The sequence below is a fragment of the Paenibacillus sp. genome (assembly GCF_031177825.1).
GTDB lineage: Bacteria > Bacillota > Bacilli > Paenibacillales > YIM-B00363 > Paenibacillus_AE.
On the sequence record NZ_JAPSKE010000010.1, the window covers coordinates 1 to 15,966 of the forward strand.

At 64.7% G+C, this 15,966-nt stretch carries 11 protein-coding genes; 3 read left to right on the top strand and 8 right to left on the bottom strand.

Annotation, left to right across the window (positions count from 1 at the left end):
• Positions 1 to 408: 408 nt before the first annotated feature.
• The 7 genes from RIN49_RS13635 to RIN49_RS13665 form a co-directional block, all read right to left on the bottom strand.
• Positions 409 to 1,077, bottom strand: a complete 669-nt coding sequence (locus tag RIN49_RS13635) for a helix-turn-helix domain-containing protein (protein WP_309120722.1) — start codon at positions 1,075 to 1,077, stop codon at positions 409 to 411.
• Positions 1,078 to 2,296: 1,219 nt separating this feature from the next.
• Positions 2,297 to 2,701 (bottom strand): PaaI family thioesterase, encoded by a 405-nt coding sequence (locus RIN49_RS13640; RefSeq protein WP_138194346.1) that lies wholly within the window; start codon positions 2,699 to 2,701, stop codon positions 2,297 to 2,299.
• 103 nt (positions 2,702 to 2,804) lie between these two features.
• Positions 2,805 to 4,568, bottom strand: coding sequence for a long-chain-fatty-acid--CoA ligase (locus RIN49_RS13645; RefSeq protein WP_309120723.1), 1,764 nt, complete (start codon positions 4,566 to 4,568; stop codon positions 2,805 to 2,807).
• Positions 4,569 to 4,653: 85 nt separating this feature from the next.
• The gene (locus RIN49_RS13650) at positions 4,654 to 6,447 is read right to left on the bottom strand and encodes an acyl-CoA dehydrogenase family protein (protein WP_309120724.1); all 1,794 of its coding nucleotides are present in this window, start codon (positions 6,445 to 6,447) and stop codon (positions 4,654 to 4,656) included.
• A 69-nt stretch (positions 6,448 to 6,516) separates the two neighbouring features.
• A complete protein-coding gene (locus tag RIN49_RS13655) occupies positions 6,517 to 7,722 on the bottom strand; it encodes an acetyl-CoA C-acyltransferase (RefSeq protein WP_309120725.1) in 1,206 nt (401 codons plus the stop codon).
• A gap of 25 nt (positions 7,723 to 7,747) precedes the next feature.
• Complete coding sequence (locus RIN49_RS13660; protein WP_309120726.1) at positions 7,748 to 10,087, bottom strand: 3-hydroxyacyl-CoA dehydrogenase/enoyl-CoA hydratase family protein; 2,340 nt, start codon at positions 10,085 to 10,087, stop codon at positions 7,748 to 7,750.
• 28 nt (positions 10,088 to 10,115) lie between these two features.
• Entirely contained in the window at positions 10,116 to 12,302 is a 2,187-nt protein-coding gene (locus RIN49_RS13665) for a (Fe-S)-binding protein (protein ID WP_309120727.1), read from the bottom strand.
• A gap of 195 nt (positions 12,303 to 12,497) precedes the next feature.
• Here RIN49_RS13665 and RIN49_RS13670 point away from each other — a divergent pair, with 195 nt between their 5' ends.
• The 3 genes from RIN49_RS13670 to RIN49_RS13680 all read left to right on the top strand — a co-directional run bounded on the left by RIN49_RS13670 (position 12,498) and on the right by RIN49_RS13680 (position 14,995).
• A complete protein-coding gene (locus tag RIN49_RS13670; protein ID WP_309120728.1) occupies positions 12,498 to 13,082 on the top strand; it encodes a fatty acid metabolism transcriptional regulator FadR in 585 nt (194 codons plus the stop codon).
• A 42-nt stretch (positions 13,083 to 13,124) separates the two neighbouring features.
• The gene (locus RIN49_RS13675) at positions 13,125 to 13,928 is read left to right on the top strand and encodes an electron transfer flavoprotein subunit beta/FixA family protein (protein ID WP_309120729.1); all 804 of its coding nucleotides are present in this window, start codon (positions 13,125 to 13,127) and stop codon (positions 13,926 to 13,928) included.
• An 83-nt stretch (positions 13,929 to 14,011) separates the two neighbouring features.
• Positions 14,012 to 14,995, top strand: coding sequence for an electron transfer flavoprotein subunit alpha/FixB family protein (locus tag RIN49_RS13680; protein ID WP_309120730.1), 984 nt, complete (start codon positions 14,012 to 14,014; stop codon positions 14,993 to 14,995).
• 75 nt (positions 14,996 to 15,070) lie between these two features.
• Here RIN49_RS13680 and RIN49_RS13685 read toward each other — a convergent pair whose 3' ends face one another.
• Entirely contained in the window at positions 15,071 to 15,934 is an 864-nt protein-coding gene (locus RIN49_RS13685) for a DMT family transporter (RefSeq protein ID WP_309120853.1), read from the bottom strand.
• Between the last annotated feature and the right edge of the window lie 32 nt (positions 15,935 to 15,966).

Consider the following 15,966-nt stretch of genomic DNA (forward strand, 5'->3'; position numbering starts at 1 on the left):
GCAGCGTGTCGCGATAATTGAGCAATCCCTACCCAATTGACCCAGTAATCTGACTCGGCGGGCGGCGGGGTGCGGCGATTGTGGCGGGATTCCTCAATTTTCGGGGCAGCGTGTCGCGATAATTGAGGAATCCCTACCCAATTGACCCAGTAATCTGACTCGGCGGGCGGCGGGGTACGGCGATTGTGGCGGGATTCCTCAATTTTCGGGGCAGCGTGTCGCGATAATTGAGGAATCCCTACCCAATTGACCCGGTAATCTGACTCGGCGGGCGGCGGGGTGCGGCGATTGTGGCGGGATTCCTCAATTTTCGGGGCAGCGTGTCGCGATAATTGAGGAATCCCTACCCAATTGACCGGTAATCTGACTCGGCGGGCGGCGGGGTGCGGCGGTTGTGCGATGAATACCTTAGTCCTTTTCTTGTTTCTGATCCGGGGGGATGTACCCTGTGACATAACGGTTCGAGTATATGGCGGCGAGATCCCCCTCAGTAACCATTCTCTTTAGCCATCTTGATGCAGTTTTCCGGTCAATTCCATACCGCTTTGCTATTCGGGTCGCTCTGACAGCACCTTTCAAGCTTGCAATTGCAACAATCTCCCCCTTCTTCTTCAGCCATAATTGCTCGGGGTTAGAAATGTTATCCCTCCCGGAGATGACGAGGCTTTTCCCCACTGCTTGCATCAATTGTCTTCTGCAGAGCATTGGCTTTTTGAGGATCATACCTGCGGTAAAGCGAACCATCATCCATCCTCCGCTGATGATCAAGTCGTTTTGGCGTTCTTGGTGATCATCATATTGTTGGGTAGTGATCCCCTCAACATGGTATCGATACCCGTCAATTTCGATAATGAGTCGAACAGGTCCCGACTCGTAGTAAAAATCAATGAATCGGTTGGAATCAGTATAATCTTTAACTGGCAGTTGGGCGGTCAGCCCGCTGAAATGGAAAGCGAACTCAGGTCCAAAAACGTGCTGAAGAAACATCGTCTCAATTTCATTAATTCTTACGTTTTTATTAACCCGCTCCATTTTAGAATTGAATGAATCGATAAACTTCTTTACTTCCGTATGCACATTCTGTCCCCCTAATGGAAAATAAAAAAGCACACATGGCTCGAGAGACCATGTGTGCTTCACATATGTTGATTTTACACTGAAATATTATGAATCGTCTAATATTTTCTTTCGGGTGGCGGGTTCGCAACAATTGGGGAGTCCCCAGTAATTTGTCATGGCGGGCGGCGTGGGTGCGGCGGTTGTGGCGGGATTCCTCAATTTTTGGTGCGGCGTGGTGCAATAATTGGGGAGCCCCTCCCCAATTGGGGCAGTAATTTGACTTGGCGGGCGGCGGGTGTGCGGCGGTTGTGGCGGGATTCCTCAATATTTGGTGCAGCGTGGCGCAATAATTGGGGAATCCCTCCCCAATTGGCATAGTAATATGTATGTCTTGGCGGGCGGCGGTGGTGCGGCGATTTGTGGCGGGAATCCTCAATGTTTGGTGCAGCGTGTCGCGATAATTGGGGAATTCCTCCCCAATTGGGGCAGTAATTTGCCTTGGCGGGCGGCGAGGGTGCGGCGATTGTGGCGGGATTCCTCAATGTTTGGTGCAGCGTGTCGCGATAATTGGGAAGTCCCTCCCCAATTGACCCAGTAATTTGACTTGGCGGGCGGCAGGGGCGTGGCGGTTGTGGCGGGATTCCTCAATGTTTGGTGCAGCGTGGCGCAATAATTGGGGAATCCCTCCCCCCAACCCCCCCGATCTTCCCATCTCGGGGGGCGGGGTGGCGGCGATTTTGGGCGGGATTCCTCAATATTTGGTGCAGCGTGTCGCGATAATTGGGGAATTCCTCCCCAATTGGGCAGTAATTTGCCTTGGCGGGCGGCGAGGGTGCGGCGGTTGTGGCGGGATTCCTCAATTGTCGGGGCAGCGTGACGCGATAATTGAGGAATCCCTACCCAATTGACCCGGTAATCTGACTCGGCGGGCGGCGTGGGTGCGGCGGTTGTGGCGGGACTCCTGAATTATTGGTGCAGCGTGGCGCAATAATTGGGGAATCCCTCCCCAATTGACCCAGTAATTTAACTTGGCAGGTGGCGGGGGTGCGGCGGTTGTGGCGGGATTCCTCAATTGTCGGTGCGGCGTGGTGCAATAATTGGGGAGCCCCTCCCCAATTGACCCAGTACTACTTCCCCTTGGCGGGCGGCGGGGGCGGGCGGAACGACGAAAAACCGCCCCCAACACGGCCGAGAGCCGATTGGGGACGGTTGGAGCACCTGCTGCGGTCCGTTCCTCCTAATCCAATAGCCGAAAGCTGCCGGTGCCGATCGTGCCGAGCTTGCCGCTCGCGTCCTCCACCGACGCCTCGACCGTCAGCGTCGTGCGCGTCTCGTGCAGCACCTTAGCGGTCGTCCGGAGCGGGCCGGGGCCGAGCGACGCCACGAAGTGCACGTTCAAGTTCGTCGTCACCGTGCGCTTGTCCGGATAGGCGCTCATGACGGCGAGGCCCATGGCGTTGTCGAGCAGCGACGCCAAGACGCCCCCGTGCACGATGCCCATCGCGTTCAGATGCCGCTTCTCGGCGACGAGCGCGATGACGGTCCGCTCCGGGGACACGGCCTCCGCCTTGCAGCCGAGCAGCTCCCAAAACGTCCCCTGCGCGCGCTCCTCCAGCTTCTTCATCCATAAGCTCATATCCATGCGAAATCCCTCCGTTCGCCACCATTGTACCGCCACGGCGACCGATTTCCAAAAACGGCGAAGGACGCCCCGAGCGCATGCGCACGCGCGGGACGTCCTCGCCTTAGGCTTGCGGCGGCGACGGCGGCGGCCGCCCCTCGGCGGAGCCCTCGTCCGCGCCGGACGCGGCGCCCGAAGCCGCCTCCCCTCCGGCGGCCGCCTTCGCCTGCTCTTCCTCGATCAGCGCGCGGCGCAGCACCTTGCCGATCATCGTCTTCGGCAGCTCTTCGCGAAACTCGAAGTACCGCGGCACTTTATAAGCGGCCAGATGCTCGCGGCAGTACGCCTCGAGCGCCGGACCGTTCACCGACGCGCCCTCCTTCAGCACGATGTAAGCCTTCACCGTCTCGCCCCGATACTTGTCGGGCATGCCGACGGCGACGGCCTCCTTGACGGCCGGATGTTCGTATAACACCTCTTCGATTTCGCGCGGGTACACATTGTAGCCGCTGGCGATGATCATATCTTTCTTCCGGTCGACGATCGCGAAGTAGCCTTCCTCGTCCATCGTCCCCATATCGCCCGTGAACAGCCAGCCGTCCCGAAGCACCTTCGCCGTCTCTTCCGGACGGTTCCAATACCCTTTCATGACCTGAGGGCCGCGCACCGCGACCTCGCCGATCTGGCCGACGGGCAACTCCTCGCCCGTCTCCGAGTCGACGATGCGCGCCTCCGTATCGGGGAACGGGATGCCGACGCGCCCGATCTTCCGCTTCCCCCAGATCGGGTTCGCGTGCGTCACCGGCGACGCCTCCGTCATGCCGTAGCCTTCGATCAACCGCGCGCCGGAGAGCGCCTCGAACCGCTCCTGCACCTCGACCGGCAGCGATGCCGAGCCGCTGACGCACGCGCGGATCGACGTCATGTCGTATTCCTTGATGCGCGGGTGGTTGATCAAGGCGATATACATCGTCGGCGCGCCGGGGAACACGGTCGGCCGCCGCTTGTGGATCGTCTTCAGCACCGTCTCGGCCTCGAAGCGCGGCAGCAAGATGAGCTCGCCCGCCGTCAGCGCCGCTTGGCTCATCAGCACCGTCAGGCCGAACACGTGGAAGAGCGGAAGCGCCGCCAAGAACTTCTCTTGCCCTTCCCGGCATTTATGAAACCAAAGCTTATTCTGATACGTGTTCGCCGTCATGTTGAAGTGCGTCAGCATAACGCCCTTCGCCACGCCCGTCGTGCCGCCCGTATACTGCAGCACTGCGACGTCTTCCTTGGCGTCGACCGGCTCCAGGACCGGAGCGGCCGGCGCCGAAGCGAGGAACGTCTTCCACGGCGTCACCGTCTCCGTCCAATTCACCTTCACGAACTGCTTGCTTCGCTTCAGCTTCAAGGGATAGAGCCAGCTCTTCGGCCAAGGCAGCTGCTCGGCGACGGATGTCACGATCATGCGTTCCAGCAACGTATATTCGCGAATCGCCTCCACTCGCGGAACGAGCTGATCCAGCGTCACGATCGCCTTCGCGCCGGAATCGCCGAGCTGATGTTTCAACTCGTGCGGCTTATACAGCGGGTTCGTCTGCACGACGATGGCCCCCGTCAGTAGCGTGCCGTAATAAGCGATGACGGCCGCCGGGCAATTCGGCAGCATGATCGCGACGCGGTCGCCCTTCGCGATGCCGTGCGCGCGCAAGGCGTTCGCGAACCGGTAAGCGGCGTCGCGGAGCTCGGCATACGTATACCGGGTGCCGAGAAACTCGACGGCGGGATGCGACGGGTAACGGTCGGCGCTGTCCACGAGCAGCCGAGCCAGATTCATAGCCGGATAATCGTACGTCGGTGGAACTTCTGCAGGGTAGCTCTCGAGCCAACGTTTCGGTGTAGGCATATCGCTTTTCATCCCTTTCGCTTCGAATGAGCGTAAGCGATTCTCTCCCTCGCGCGGAAGTTCGGCCGCCAGGAGGCCGTTCCCGTCAGTCTACGTACTTCTCGCTATCGATGACCCTTGCCGCGATCTCGCGCTTGAGCGCCGTCGCGTTGATCGGCTGATGGCGCGCCAGTTTCTTCAGCGCCGACAGCATCGTCCGCAGCGCGTCGCCTTCCTCCATCGCCGCGAGCTGTCGCTTCGCGAGCCCCTCGATCGCGTCGAACGCCTCCTGGGCGTACACCCGCGTCATGGCGATCGCTTGTTGCGCTTTCGCCTCGCCGGCGGCGGCGATCCGCTTCTTCGTCCGCAGCAGCGCGCTCTCGGCCGCATACGTCAAAATCATCATGTCGGCGAGGGCGCTCAGCGCCTCCTGCTCCTTTTCCAAATGCATGCCGTACTTCTGCACCGCCGCGCCGCCGACGAGCAGGAACAGCTTCTTCATCGTACGGACGAGATGCGCCTCTTGCTCGAGCGCGCCCTCGAACGACGCCGGCGGCGAGTACGACAGCAGCTCGCTCTGGAATTGCTGCGCCTTCTGCAGCAGAGCAAGCTCGCCCTTCAGCGCTTTCTTCAGCAGCGTGCCGGGGATGAGCATCCGGTTAATTTCGTTCGTTCCTTCGAAAATGCGATTGATGCGGCTGTCCCGATAGATCCGCTCGATCTTGTACTCCTGCACGTAGCCGTAGCCGCCGTGAATTTGGACGCCCTCGTCCGCGACGAAATCGAGCGCCTCGGAGGCGAACACCTTGTTGATCGAGCATTCGATCGCGTATTCGGCGATGCCGCGCGCGGACTCCCGGCCGGCGTCGGGCGCGTTGTAATCGAGGTCCGCCAGGCTGTCGTGAATGAGCCCGGCCGTGCGATATACCATGCTCTCGAGCGCGTACGTGCGGACGTTCATGTCCGCAAGCTTCGCCCCGATAAGCGGGAAGCTCGAGATCGGGCGTCCGAACTGTTGGCGCGTATTCGCGTACGCGGCCGACAGCGCGATCGACTCCTTGCACGCGCCGACCGTGCCCGCCGCCAGCTTGAACCGGCCGATGTTCAGGATGTTGAAGGCGATTACGTGGCCGCGACCGCGTTCGCCGAGCAAATTTTCCACGGGGACAGGCACGTCTTCGAAATACAGCGGCACGGTCGACGAGCCCTTGATGCCCATCTTCTTCTCCTCGGGCCCGGTCGTGAAGCCTTCCATGCCGCGCTCGAGGATGAACGCCGAGAAGTCGGTGCCGTCGATCTTCGCGTAGACGATGTAGACGTCCGCGAAGCCGCCGTTCGTAATGTAGATCTTGCTCCCGTTCAGGATGTAGTGCTTCCCGTCGCTAGATAAGCGCGCCGTCGTCTTCGCGCCGAGCGCGTCGGAGCCGGAGGCCGGCTCGGTGAGGCAGTACGCCGCGATTTTCTCGCCGGTCGCGAGCGCGGGCAAATACCGTTCCTTCTGTTCCTTGCTGCCGAAAAAGACGATCGGCAGCGTGCCGATCCCGACGTGCGCGCCGATCGACAGCGCGAAGGAGCTCGCCTTGGCGAGGTGTTCGTTGATGATCGTGGAGCTGATCTTATCTAGGCCCAGCCCGCCGTACGCCTCGGGCACGTCGGCGCCGAGGAGGCCGATTTCGCCCGCCTTGCGCATCAGCTGGACGGTCAGCTCGTAGTTCAGCTTCTCGAGTCTCTCGTCGTGCGGCAGCACTTCGCTCTCGACGAAGTCGCGCGTCGTCTCGGCGAACATGCGCTGCTCCTCGGTGAAATCCTCCGGCGTCGCGACCGCTTCGGGCGGCGCGTCGTCGATGATGAAGCCGCCGCCCGCGAGATAAGGCTTGAGATTGCGTTCGGATACGGACATGGTCTTACCTCCTTGTTTGGTGAGATGAGGCTCCCGCTTCTCCGGCAAGCTCCCTATTCGTCTTCCGCGCTACGGCGCGTGCACCTCGAACACGCCGGCCGCGCCCATGCCGCCGCCGATGCACATCGACACGACGCCGATGCCGCCGCCGCGGCGGCGCAGCTCGTGGACCAGCGTCGCCGACAGCTTCGTGCCGGTGCAGCCGAGCGGATGGCCGAGCGCGATGGCGCCGCCGTTCGCGTTGACGCGGGCCGGATCGAGCTCGAGCGCGCGTACGACCTGAACGGCCTGAGCGGCGAACGCTTCGTTAATTTCGAACAGATCGACGTCCGCGATCGACAGGCCCGCCATGCGGAGCGCCTTCGGGATCGCCTCGACCGGGCCGACGCCCATGATCTCGGGGTCGACGCCGGCGAGCGCGAAGGCGCGGAACGTCGCGAGCGGCGGGAGGCCGAGCGCCTCGGCGCGTTCGCGGCTCATCGCGAGCGCGGCGGCGGCGCCGTCGCTCGTCTGCGACGCGTTGCCCGCGGTGACGGTGCCGCCGGCGGCGAACGCGGGACGCAGCACGGCGAGCGCCTCGAGCGACGTGTCCGGGCGGACGCCCTCGTCGACGTCGAAGACGAACTCGCGGCTGTACGGCCGGCCGTCGTCGCCGACGCCGCCGAGGCGCGCCGTCACCGGGACGATTTCGTCCCGGAACGCGCCGCGGGCGATCGCCGCCGCCGCCTTCGCGTGCGATTCGACCGCGAACCGGTCTTGATCTTCGCGCGAGACGCCGAACCGGCGGGCGACCTCCTCGGCGGTATGGCCCATACTCATGTAGGCGGCGGGCATCGCCTCGACGATCGCGGGATGCGGCGCGGGCTTGAAGCCGGCCATCGGCACGTGGCTCATGCTCTCGACGCCGCCGGCGATGACGACGTCCGCCGCGCCGAGCCTAATGCGCTCCGCCGCGAAGGCGATCGACTGGAGGCCCGACGAGCAAAACCGGTTGATCGTGATCGCCGGCACCGTCGTCGGGAACCCTGCGTACAGCGACATGATGCGGGCGAAGTTGAGCCCTTGCTCGCCCTCGGGCATGGCGCAGCCGATGAGGATATCCTCGACGTCGGCCTTGGCGACGCCCGGCGCGCGGTCGATGACGGCGTCAAGCGCGGCGACGCCGAGATCCTCGGCCCTCGTTTGGGCGAGGCTGCCCTTCTTCGCGCGGCCGACCGCGGTGCGGGCGATGGAGACGATGACGGCGTCGCGGCTTCGTGGAATAGCGTAGGTCATGTTCGGATCCAGCCTCCCTCTCGGATTAATTGCGCAGCGGCTTGCCGGTCGCCAAAATATGCTGCATGCGCGCCTGCGTCTTCGGCTCCCCGGTCAGGCTGAGGAACGCCTCGCGCTCGAGGTCGAGCAAGTATTGCTCGGTGACGAGCGCGCCCGCCGGCACGTCGCCGCCCGCCAGCACGTGGGCGAGCTTCTTCGCGATCAACAGATCGTGATCGCTGATGTACCCGCCTTGGCGCATCTGCAGCGCGCCCATCTTGAGCACCGCGGCGCCGTCCCGGCCGACGACGCGGATGCGCTGCCGCGGCTTGGGCGCATAGCCGGCTTCGTCTAAGGCGAGCGCGAGGCGCTTCGCCTCGTAGATGCGATGGTCGACGTTCATGACGACCCGATCCGTCGCGCGCATGTAACCGAGGTCGCGCGCGTTCGGGCCGCTCGTCGACGTCTTCGCGAGCGCGATCGTCTCGAACGCCGCGTTGATCGCCGGCTGCAGATCCGCCTCGGGCGAAGCCGCATCGGCGGAGATGCGCAGCGCCATCTCCTTGCAGCCGCCGCCCGCCGGGATGAGGCCGACGCCGGTCTCGACGAGGCCGAAGTACGTCTCGGACGAGAACAGGACGACGTCCGCCGGCATGCACGCTTCGACGCCGCCGCCGAGCGTCATCCGGTGCGGCGCCGCGACGACCGGCTTCTCGAGCGCCTTCAGCGACATCATCGCGTTCTGGAACATGCGGATGATGCGGTCGACCTCATCCCACTCTTCGTCCTGCGCCTCCATGAGCAGCAGCATCAGGTTGGCGCCGACGCAGAAGTTGCGCCCTTCGTTCGCGACGACGAGCCCGCGCCAATTCCGCCGCACCTCCTCGACGCTGCGCTCGATCATCGTCAGAATGTCGCCGCCGATCGCGTTGTTCGGCGAGTGGAACTCGAGACAGGCGATGCCGTCGCCGATGTCGACGAGGCTCGCGCCGGGGTTGGAGAGGACGACGCTGCCGGGCCGCTCCTTCAGCGCGCGCAACGAGATTTCTTCCTTAGGCGTCTCGACTTCCGCGTAGGCCCCGGCGTTCGCGTAGAACCGCTTGCCCGCGTCGGATGTGTAGAACGTCTCGTTCCCGGCCGCGAGCCACGCCTCCACCCATGCGGGAATCGCGCGCCCCTCCCCGCGCATCCGCTCGACGGAGCGGCGGACGCCGATCGCGTCCCACGTCTCGAACGGACCGAGGTCCCAGTTGAAGCCCCATTTCATGGCGTTGTCGATGTCCAAGGCGGTGTCCGCGATCTCGCCCAGCTTATCGGCCGCGTACAGCAGCACCGGCGCGAGAATGTTCCAAGCGAGCTGCGAGTATCGGTCGTTCGCGCCGAGCAGCGCTTTGATTTTCCCGCGCGCGCCCTTCGCCTGCTTCGCCGCTTCGATCGCCGCTCCCGCGGGCTTCCGCCCGACGCCGTACTCGAGCGTCTTCAAGTCGAGCGACTGGATGACGCTCTTCCCGTCGGCTCCCTTGATCTTCTTATAGAAGCCCTGCCCGGACTTCTCCCCGAGCCAGCCGCGCTCGACGAGCGTCCGAAGCGGCCCCGGCGCGTCGAAGACGTCCCGCTCCGCCGGATCGTTCGTTCCGCCGTGCACGTTCCCCGCCACGTGGACGAACGTATCGAGTCCGACGAGGTCGAGCGTGCGGAACGTCGCGCTCTTCGGCCGGCCCATCGCGGGGCCGGTAATCGCGTCGACCTCGTCGACGGTGTAGCCGCCCTTCTCCATCTCGCGAAGGGTGACCAGCAAGCCGTACGTGCCGATCCGGTTCGCGACGAAGTTCGGCGTGTCTTTGGCGACGACGACGCCCTTGCCGAGTCGGCGCTCGCAGAACGCGCGCATCGCGGCGACGACCTCCGGTTCGGTGTCCGCCGTCGGAACGATCTCCAGCAGCTTCATGTAGCGCGGCGGATTGAAGAAGTGCGTCCCAAGAAAATGCTTCCGAAACCCCTCGCTCCGCCCCTTGCTCATCGCGTTCACCGAGATGCCGGACGTGTTCGTGGAGACGATCGTTCGCGGCCCGCGAACCGCGTCGATCCGCTCGAGCAGCTGCCGCTTGACGTCGAGCTTCTCGGTGACGACCTCGATGATCCAGTCGACCTGCGCGAGCTTCCCTAGATCGTCGTCGATGGACCCGGGGGCGATGAGCTGGGCGTTGACGCTTCGAAACAGCGGGGCGGGATTCGTCTTCGGAAGCTTGGCGACGGCCGAAACCGCGTATTCCCGCTTCACGTCCAGCAGCAGCGTCGGAATGCCGGCGTTCGCGAGATGCGCCGCGATGCCGGAGCCCATGACGCCCGAGCCGATGACCGCCGCCTTCGAGAGGGTGAATGCCATAGTGGATAATTACCTCCTATAGATAAGTTCAATCGTCGAACACGGCCGCCTCCAGCAGCTCCGCCACGTCGCGCGCCTTCACGCGGTCCTCGGCGTTCATCAGCTTCGTGCCGTCCTCCACCATCGTCAGGCAATACGGGCACGCCGACGCGACGACGGTCGGGTCGACCGCGAGCGCCTGCTCCGTACGGGCGAGGTTGACGCGCTTCCCCTGCGTCTCCTCCATCCACATGCGCCCGCCGCCGGCGCCGCAGCACATCCCGTTCGACCGGTTGCGCTCCATCTCGACCAGCTCGACGCCCGGGATCGCCCGAAGCACGTCGCGCGGCGGCTCGTAAACTTCGTTATATCGCCCTAAGTAACAAGAATCGTGGTAGGTGACGCGTTCCTTCACCTCGTGCTTCGCCTGCAATCGGCCCTCCGCCACGAGCCGCGCCAGCAGCTCCGCGTGATGCAGCACTTCGACGTCCGGCGCCAGCCCGAACTCCGGATACTCGTTCTTCAGCGCGTTGTACGTATGCGGGCAGGCGGTGACGATGCGGCGGACGCCGTACTTTTCGAAAGTCGCGATGTTTTCCCCCGCCAGCTGCTGAAACAGCATCTCGTTGCCGAGACGCCGCGGCGTGTCGCCGGAGCCCTTCTCCTCGTTGCCGAGCACCGCGAAGTTGACGCCCGCTTCGTGCAGGAGCCGCGCCACGGCGCGCGACACCTTCTTCGTCCGGTTGTCGTACGAGCCCATAGACCCGACGAAAAACAGGATGTCGAAGTTCGGGTTCTCCTTGACGGTCGGCACGCGCGGCAGCGGGTCCGCCGACGCCGGCTGCGGCAACTTCAGCTCGTCGATCCACTTCGCCCGGTCGCTGCGGGAGAGCCCCCACGGGTTGCCCTGGCGCTCGATGTTTTGCATCGCGCGCTGCCCGTCGTGCGGCAGGCTGCCCTCCATCAGCACGAGATGCCGCCGCAGATCGACGATCTTGTCGACGTGCTCGTTGCCGACCGGGCATTGATCCTCGCAGTTGCGGCACGTCGTGCACGCCCAAATTTCCTCCTCCGTCATGACGCCGCCGACGAGCGCGACCTCCTCCGGCTTCGCGTCGGGTCGCAGCGTCCAGCCCGCCTGCTGCGCCTCCATCGTAGGGCCGATATCCGTCATCGGCGGCGGCGAGCCGGCGATCGCGGCCGGAACGGCCTCCGTCATGACGTGCGCGCCGCCCCCCGCCCCGCCGAACGCGGGCACCCAGGGGGATTTGGAGGTGACGGCGGAACCCTTTTCGATCAGGTGGTCCCTTAGCTTTACGATCATATGCATCGGCGACAGCAGCTTGCCGGTGTTCGACGCGGGGCACACGTTCGTGCAGCGCCCGCACTCGACGCATGCGTAGAAATCAAGCATCTGCTTCTGCGTGAAATGCTCCACCGTCCCGACCCCGAACGTCTCCGCGGTTTCGTCCTCCAGATCCAGCTTCGTCAGTCGCCCGACCGGCTCCGTCCGCTTCAGCAGCAAATTGAGCGGCGCGGTCAAGATATGGAAGTGTTTCGATTGCGGCACATACACGAGGAACGACAGCAGAATGAGCAGATGCGCCCACCAGGAGACGTAAAAACCGATCGACGCGCCGAGCTCGCCGACGCCGCCGAACGCCGACGCCAGCGCCGAGCTGATCGGCGCCGTCCAGGCCGCCTCCTCGCCGTGCCGCAGCCGGTCGAACGCGAGCGTGAAAACCACCGAGGCCATGAGCGAGTAGATGAACCAGGTCACGACGCTCGGCTTCCAGCCCCGCTTCAGCCGCTTCAACTTCTCCCCGTACCGGCGGTACGTCGCGTACCCCATCGCCAGCAGGACGAGCGCGACCGTCGTCTCCTGGAGCAGCTCGAAGACGGCGTAGCCGGGCAGCGGCGGCGGTCCGCCGAACAGTCCGCGAACGACGATGTCGAGCGCGCCGAACTGGAGAAGGATGAAGCCGTAGAAAATGACGATATGCATGACCCCGCTCCGCGCGTCCTTCAGCAGCTTCTTCTGCCCGAACACCTCGGCGGCGAACCGTTTCGTCCCACGGGCGGCTGCCTCGCGCAGCGCCTCGGTCAGCTCGCGCCCGCCGATCTTCCGGCCGAGCCGCAAATATTCGTACCTATGACGGACGACGCGAATAAACAACGCGAGCGCGCCTGCCGTCACCGCCAAAAACGCCAACCCATTGACCGTTGTCCAAATCATGGCGTACGCCTCCCCCTCTCCGTCGCGACTGTCCGGGACAAGCGTTGAAGCGCTTACATAAATCGCTTGCATCTCCGCGTAACCAATATACGCGCCCCCGCTGTCCCATTAGACCGGGAAATGTTCCTCGCGAACTGAATGAGCATTCATTCACTCGCCGGTACCAGCATATGATCAGCCAAGGAGGTTTCATTCATGACAAAACCCAATAACGATAAATATTCCAGCATCCTCCAAGGCGCCCTCCGCACCTTCGCCGAGCACGGATTTCACAAGTCGCAGGTGTCGAAGATCGCCAAGGCGGCGGGCGTCGCCGACGGGACCATCTATCTTTATTTCAAAGGCAAGGAACATATTTTGATCGCGCTGTTCCGGGAGAAGCTAGGCGAGCTCGTGGGCAAATTCCGCGAAAGCCTCGACGAGAACGCCGACCCGTTCGACAGCTTGCGGAAGCTGTGCGAGATCCATTACGGCGAGTTGGAACAGGACGTCGACTTCGCGGTCGTCACCCAGCTCGAGCTTCGTCAGAGCTCTCTCGAGCTCCGGAGAGAAATAGGCGACTCCTTCAAGCCATATATTGTATTGATCGAGGATATTCTCCGGCGCGGCGTCGAGTCAGGCGCCTTCCGGGCGGATCTCGACGTGAAGCTGACGCGGCTGCTCGTCTTCGGCGCCATGGACGAGGTCGTGACGAGCTGGCTCATCTCCGGGCGGAAGTATTCGCTCCGCGCGCAGGCGAAGGGGACGGCGGACTTTATCCTAAGAGGCTTGCAGGCGTAACGCATCGACGGTTGTAGAAAATGATGACGGGAGGCGCAACGCATGAACATCGTGGTGTTGGTGAAGCAAACGTTCGATACGGAGGAGCGAATCGTCCTGACGGACGGCGTCGTGTCCGAGGACGGAGTAAAGTTCGTCATTAACCCTTATGACGAATACGCCGTGGAGCAGGGCATTTTGATGCGCGACGCGGCCGGGGGCGGCAAGGTAACGGTGCTGTCGGTCGGCCCCGCCCGCGTCGCCGAGGCGCTGCGCGCCGCGCTCGCCATGGGTGCCGACGAGGCGGTATTGATCGACGACCCGCGCATCGGGACCGACGAGCACGCGGTATCGCTCGCCCTCGCGGCGGCGCTCGGGGGCGCCGACGGCGCCGGCGCTCCGACGCTCGGCGGCGCGCCGGTCGACGTACTGCTCGGCGGCAACTTCAGCGTCGACAACGGCGCGGGCCAGGTCGCGGTGCGGCTGGCGGCGCTGCTCGGCGTGCCGCACGTCGCGTCCGTCACGGCGCTCGAGGCGTCCGGCGGCGCGGCCCGCGCGGAGCGCGACGCGGAAGGCGACGTCGAGGTCGTCGAGGTGCCGCTGCCGGCGCTGTTCACCGCGCAGCAGGGGCTCAACGAGCCGCGCTATCCGTCCTTGCCGGGCATTATGAAGGCGAAGAAGAAGCCGTTCGCGACGCTGACGCTCGACGATCTCGGGCTGTCGCCGGACGACGTCGCCCCGAAGACGGCGCGCGTCGGCCTCGCGCTGCCCCCCGCCCGCGCGGCCGGCCGCCTGCTCGCCGGCGACCCGGCGGCGCAGGCGGCGGAGCTGGCGCGGCTGCTGCGCGACGAGGCGAAGGTGCTGTAGGCGAGGGTTTAAGCGCATTTTTGTGCATATCTCCGGGGGTTCCTGTAAGGACGGAAATATACGAATGACGAGGGGGAGTTATCATGGCAGCACCGAAAACTTGGCTCGTGCTCGCGGAGGCGCGCGACGGCGCGCTGCGCCAGGTGTCGTTCGAGGCGCTGGGCGCGGCCCGCGCCGCGGCGGCGGACGGCGACGCGATCGTCGCCGCGCTCATCGGCAGCGGCGTCGCGGCGCACGCCGACGCCTTGGCCGCGCGCGGGGCGTCGCGCGTGTACGTCGTCGACCGCCCTGCGCTGGCGGTCTATCACCCCGAGGCGTACCTCGCCGCCGCCCTGCGCATCGTGCAGGCCGCGTCGCCTGCGGGGGTGTTCCTCGGCCACACGGCGACGGGCCGGGATCTCGCGCCGCAGCTGGCGGCGGCGCTGCGCTGCGGCGCGGTCACCGACGTGACCGCGGTGGAGCCCGGCGGCGGCGAAGGCGCGCCGCCGGTGTTCGCGCGCCCGCTGTACGCGGGCAAAGCGGTGGAGCGGCGAACGGCGGCGGAGCCGTTCGTCGTGACGGTGCGCCCGAACAACGTGCGGGCGCCGGACCCCGCCGACGGCGCCGGGCCGGCCGACGTCGTCGCCGTCGAGCCCGAAGGCGCGTCGCTCCGGGCGATCGTGAAGGACGTCGTGAAGAAGACGTCCGGCAAGATCGACCTGAGCGAGGCGAAGGTCGTCGTCTCCGGCGGGCGCGGCGTGAAGAGCGCCGACGGATTCGCGCCGCTCCAGGCGCTGGCCGACGCGCTCGGCGGCGCGGTGGGCGCGTCCCGCGGCGCCTGCGACGCGGGCTACTGCGACTACGCGCTGCAGATCGGGCAGACGGGCAAGGTCGTGACGCCCGAGCTGTACATCGCCTGCGGCATCTCCGGCGCCATCCAGCATCTCGCCGGCATGAGCGGCTCGCGCGTCATCGTCGCGATCAACAAGGACCCCGAAGCGCCGATCTTCAAGGTCGCGGATTACGGCATCGTCGGCGACCTGTTCGACGTCGTGCCGCTGCTGACCGAGGCGTTCCGAGCCCGCTGACGGCAAGGGAAGCGAACGAAGAACGGCCCCCGGAGCCGCCGCCGTTGGGCGAGGCCGGGGGCCGTTCTTCGTTCGTCACGCCGCGCTCCGCGCGCGAGACGGCCAGTTCAGCATCGTCATGCCGACCGCCACGACGACCGCGCCGCCCGCGATGTACGCCGTCACCGGCTCGCGGTAAAACACGACCGCCCATAGCACGGTGAACAGGACGGGCAAATTGAAGACGATCGCCGCGACGGAAAACTTCACCGAGCGCATCCCCTTCGAGGACAGGAGGAAGCTTAGTCCCGTAATCAAGCCTAAGGCGACGGCGGCCGCCCACGCGCCGGGGACGAACGTCCCGCTCCAATCGGCGGCGGCGGGCAGCGGCAGCGCGCACAAAATCGCGGCCCAGAGAAATATCGAATAGTTCATCGACACGTCCTTCATCGCGTCGAGCAGCATCTTCTGGCTGAACAAGTGGAGCGCGGCCCCGACGCCGGAGGCGATGAAGACGACGGCCAGCCAGCCCTGTTCGCCCAAGGGCGCCGACAGCGGGCGCCCGTTCCACGTAATCAGCAGAACGCCCGCGACGACGATGGCCGCCGCCGTCCAGCTCCTCCCGGACAACTTCTCCTTGAACAAGAAGATGCCGAGCAGCAGCAGCACGACCGTTTGCGTCGGAAACACGAGCACGTTGCCGTACGCGAACCCTTGCGAGACGCCGACATTTTCGAACAAATAATTGACGCTCTTCCCGATCGCCCCGACCCAAATCCAGCGGTTCAGGACGGCGGGCTTCAGCGAATGCCGCGCCGCCAGCGCGAACCCCGCCAGCGCCAGCACGCCGATCGAGAAGCGCGCGAACGTAATCGTATAAGGATCGAACTGGAAGGCCGCCGTCTTGACGAGGACGCCGACCAAGCTCCAACTGAGTGACGCGATAACGAGATAGATCATTCCCAAGACAGTACACGTCCCTTTCGTTCCAG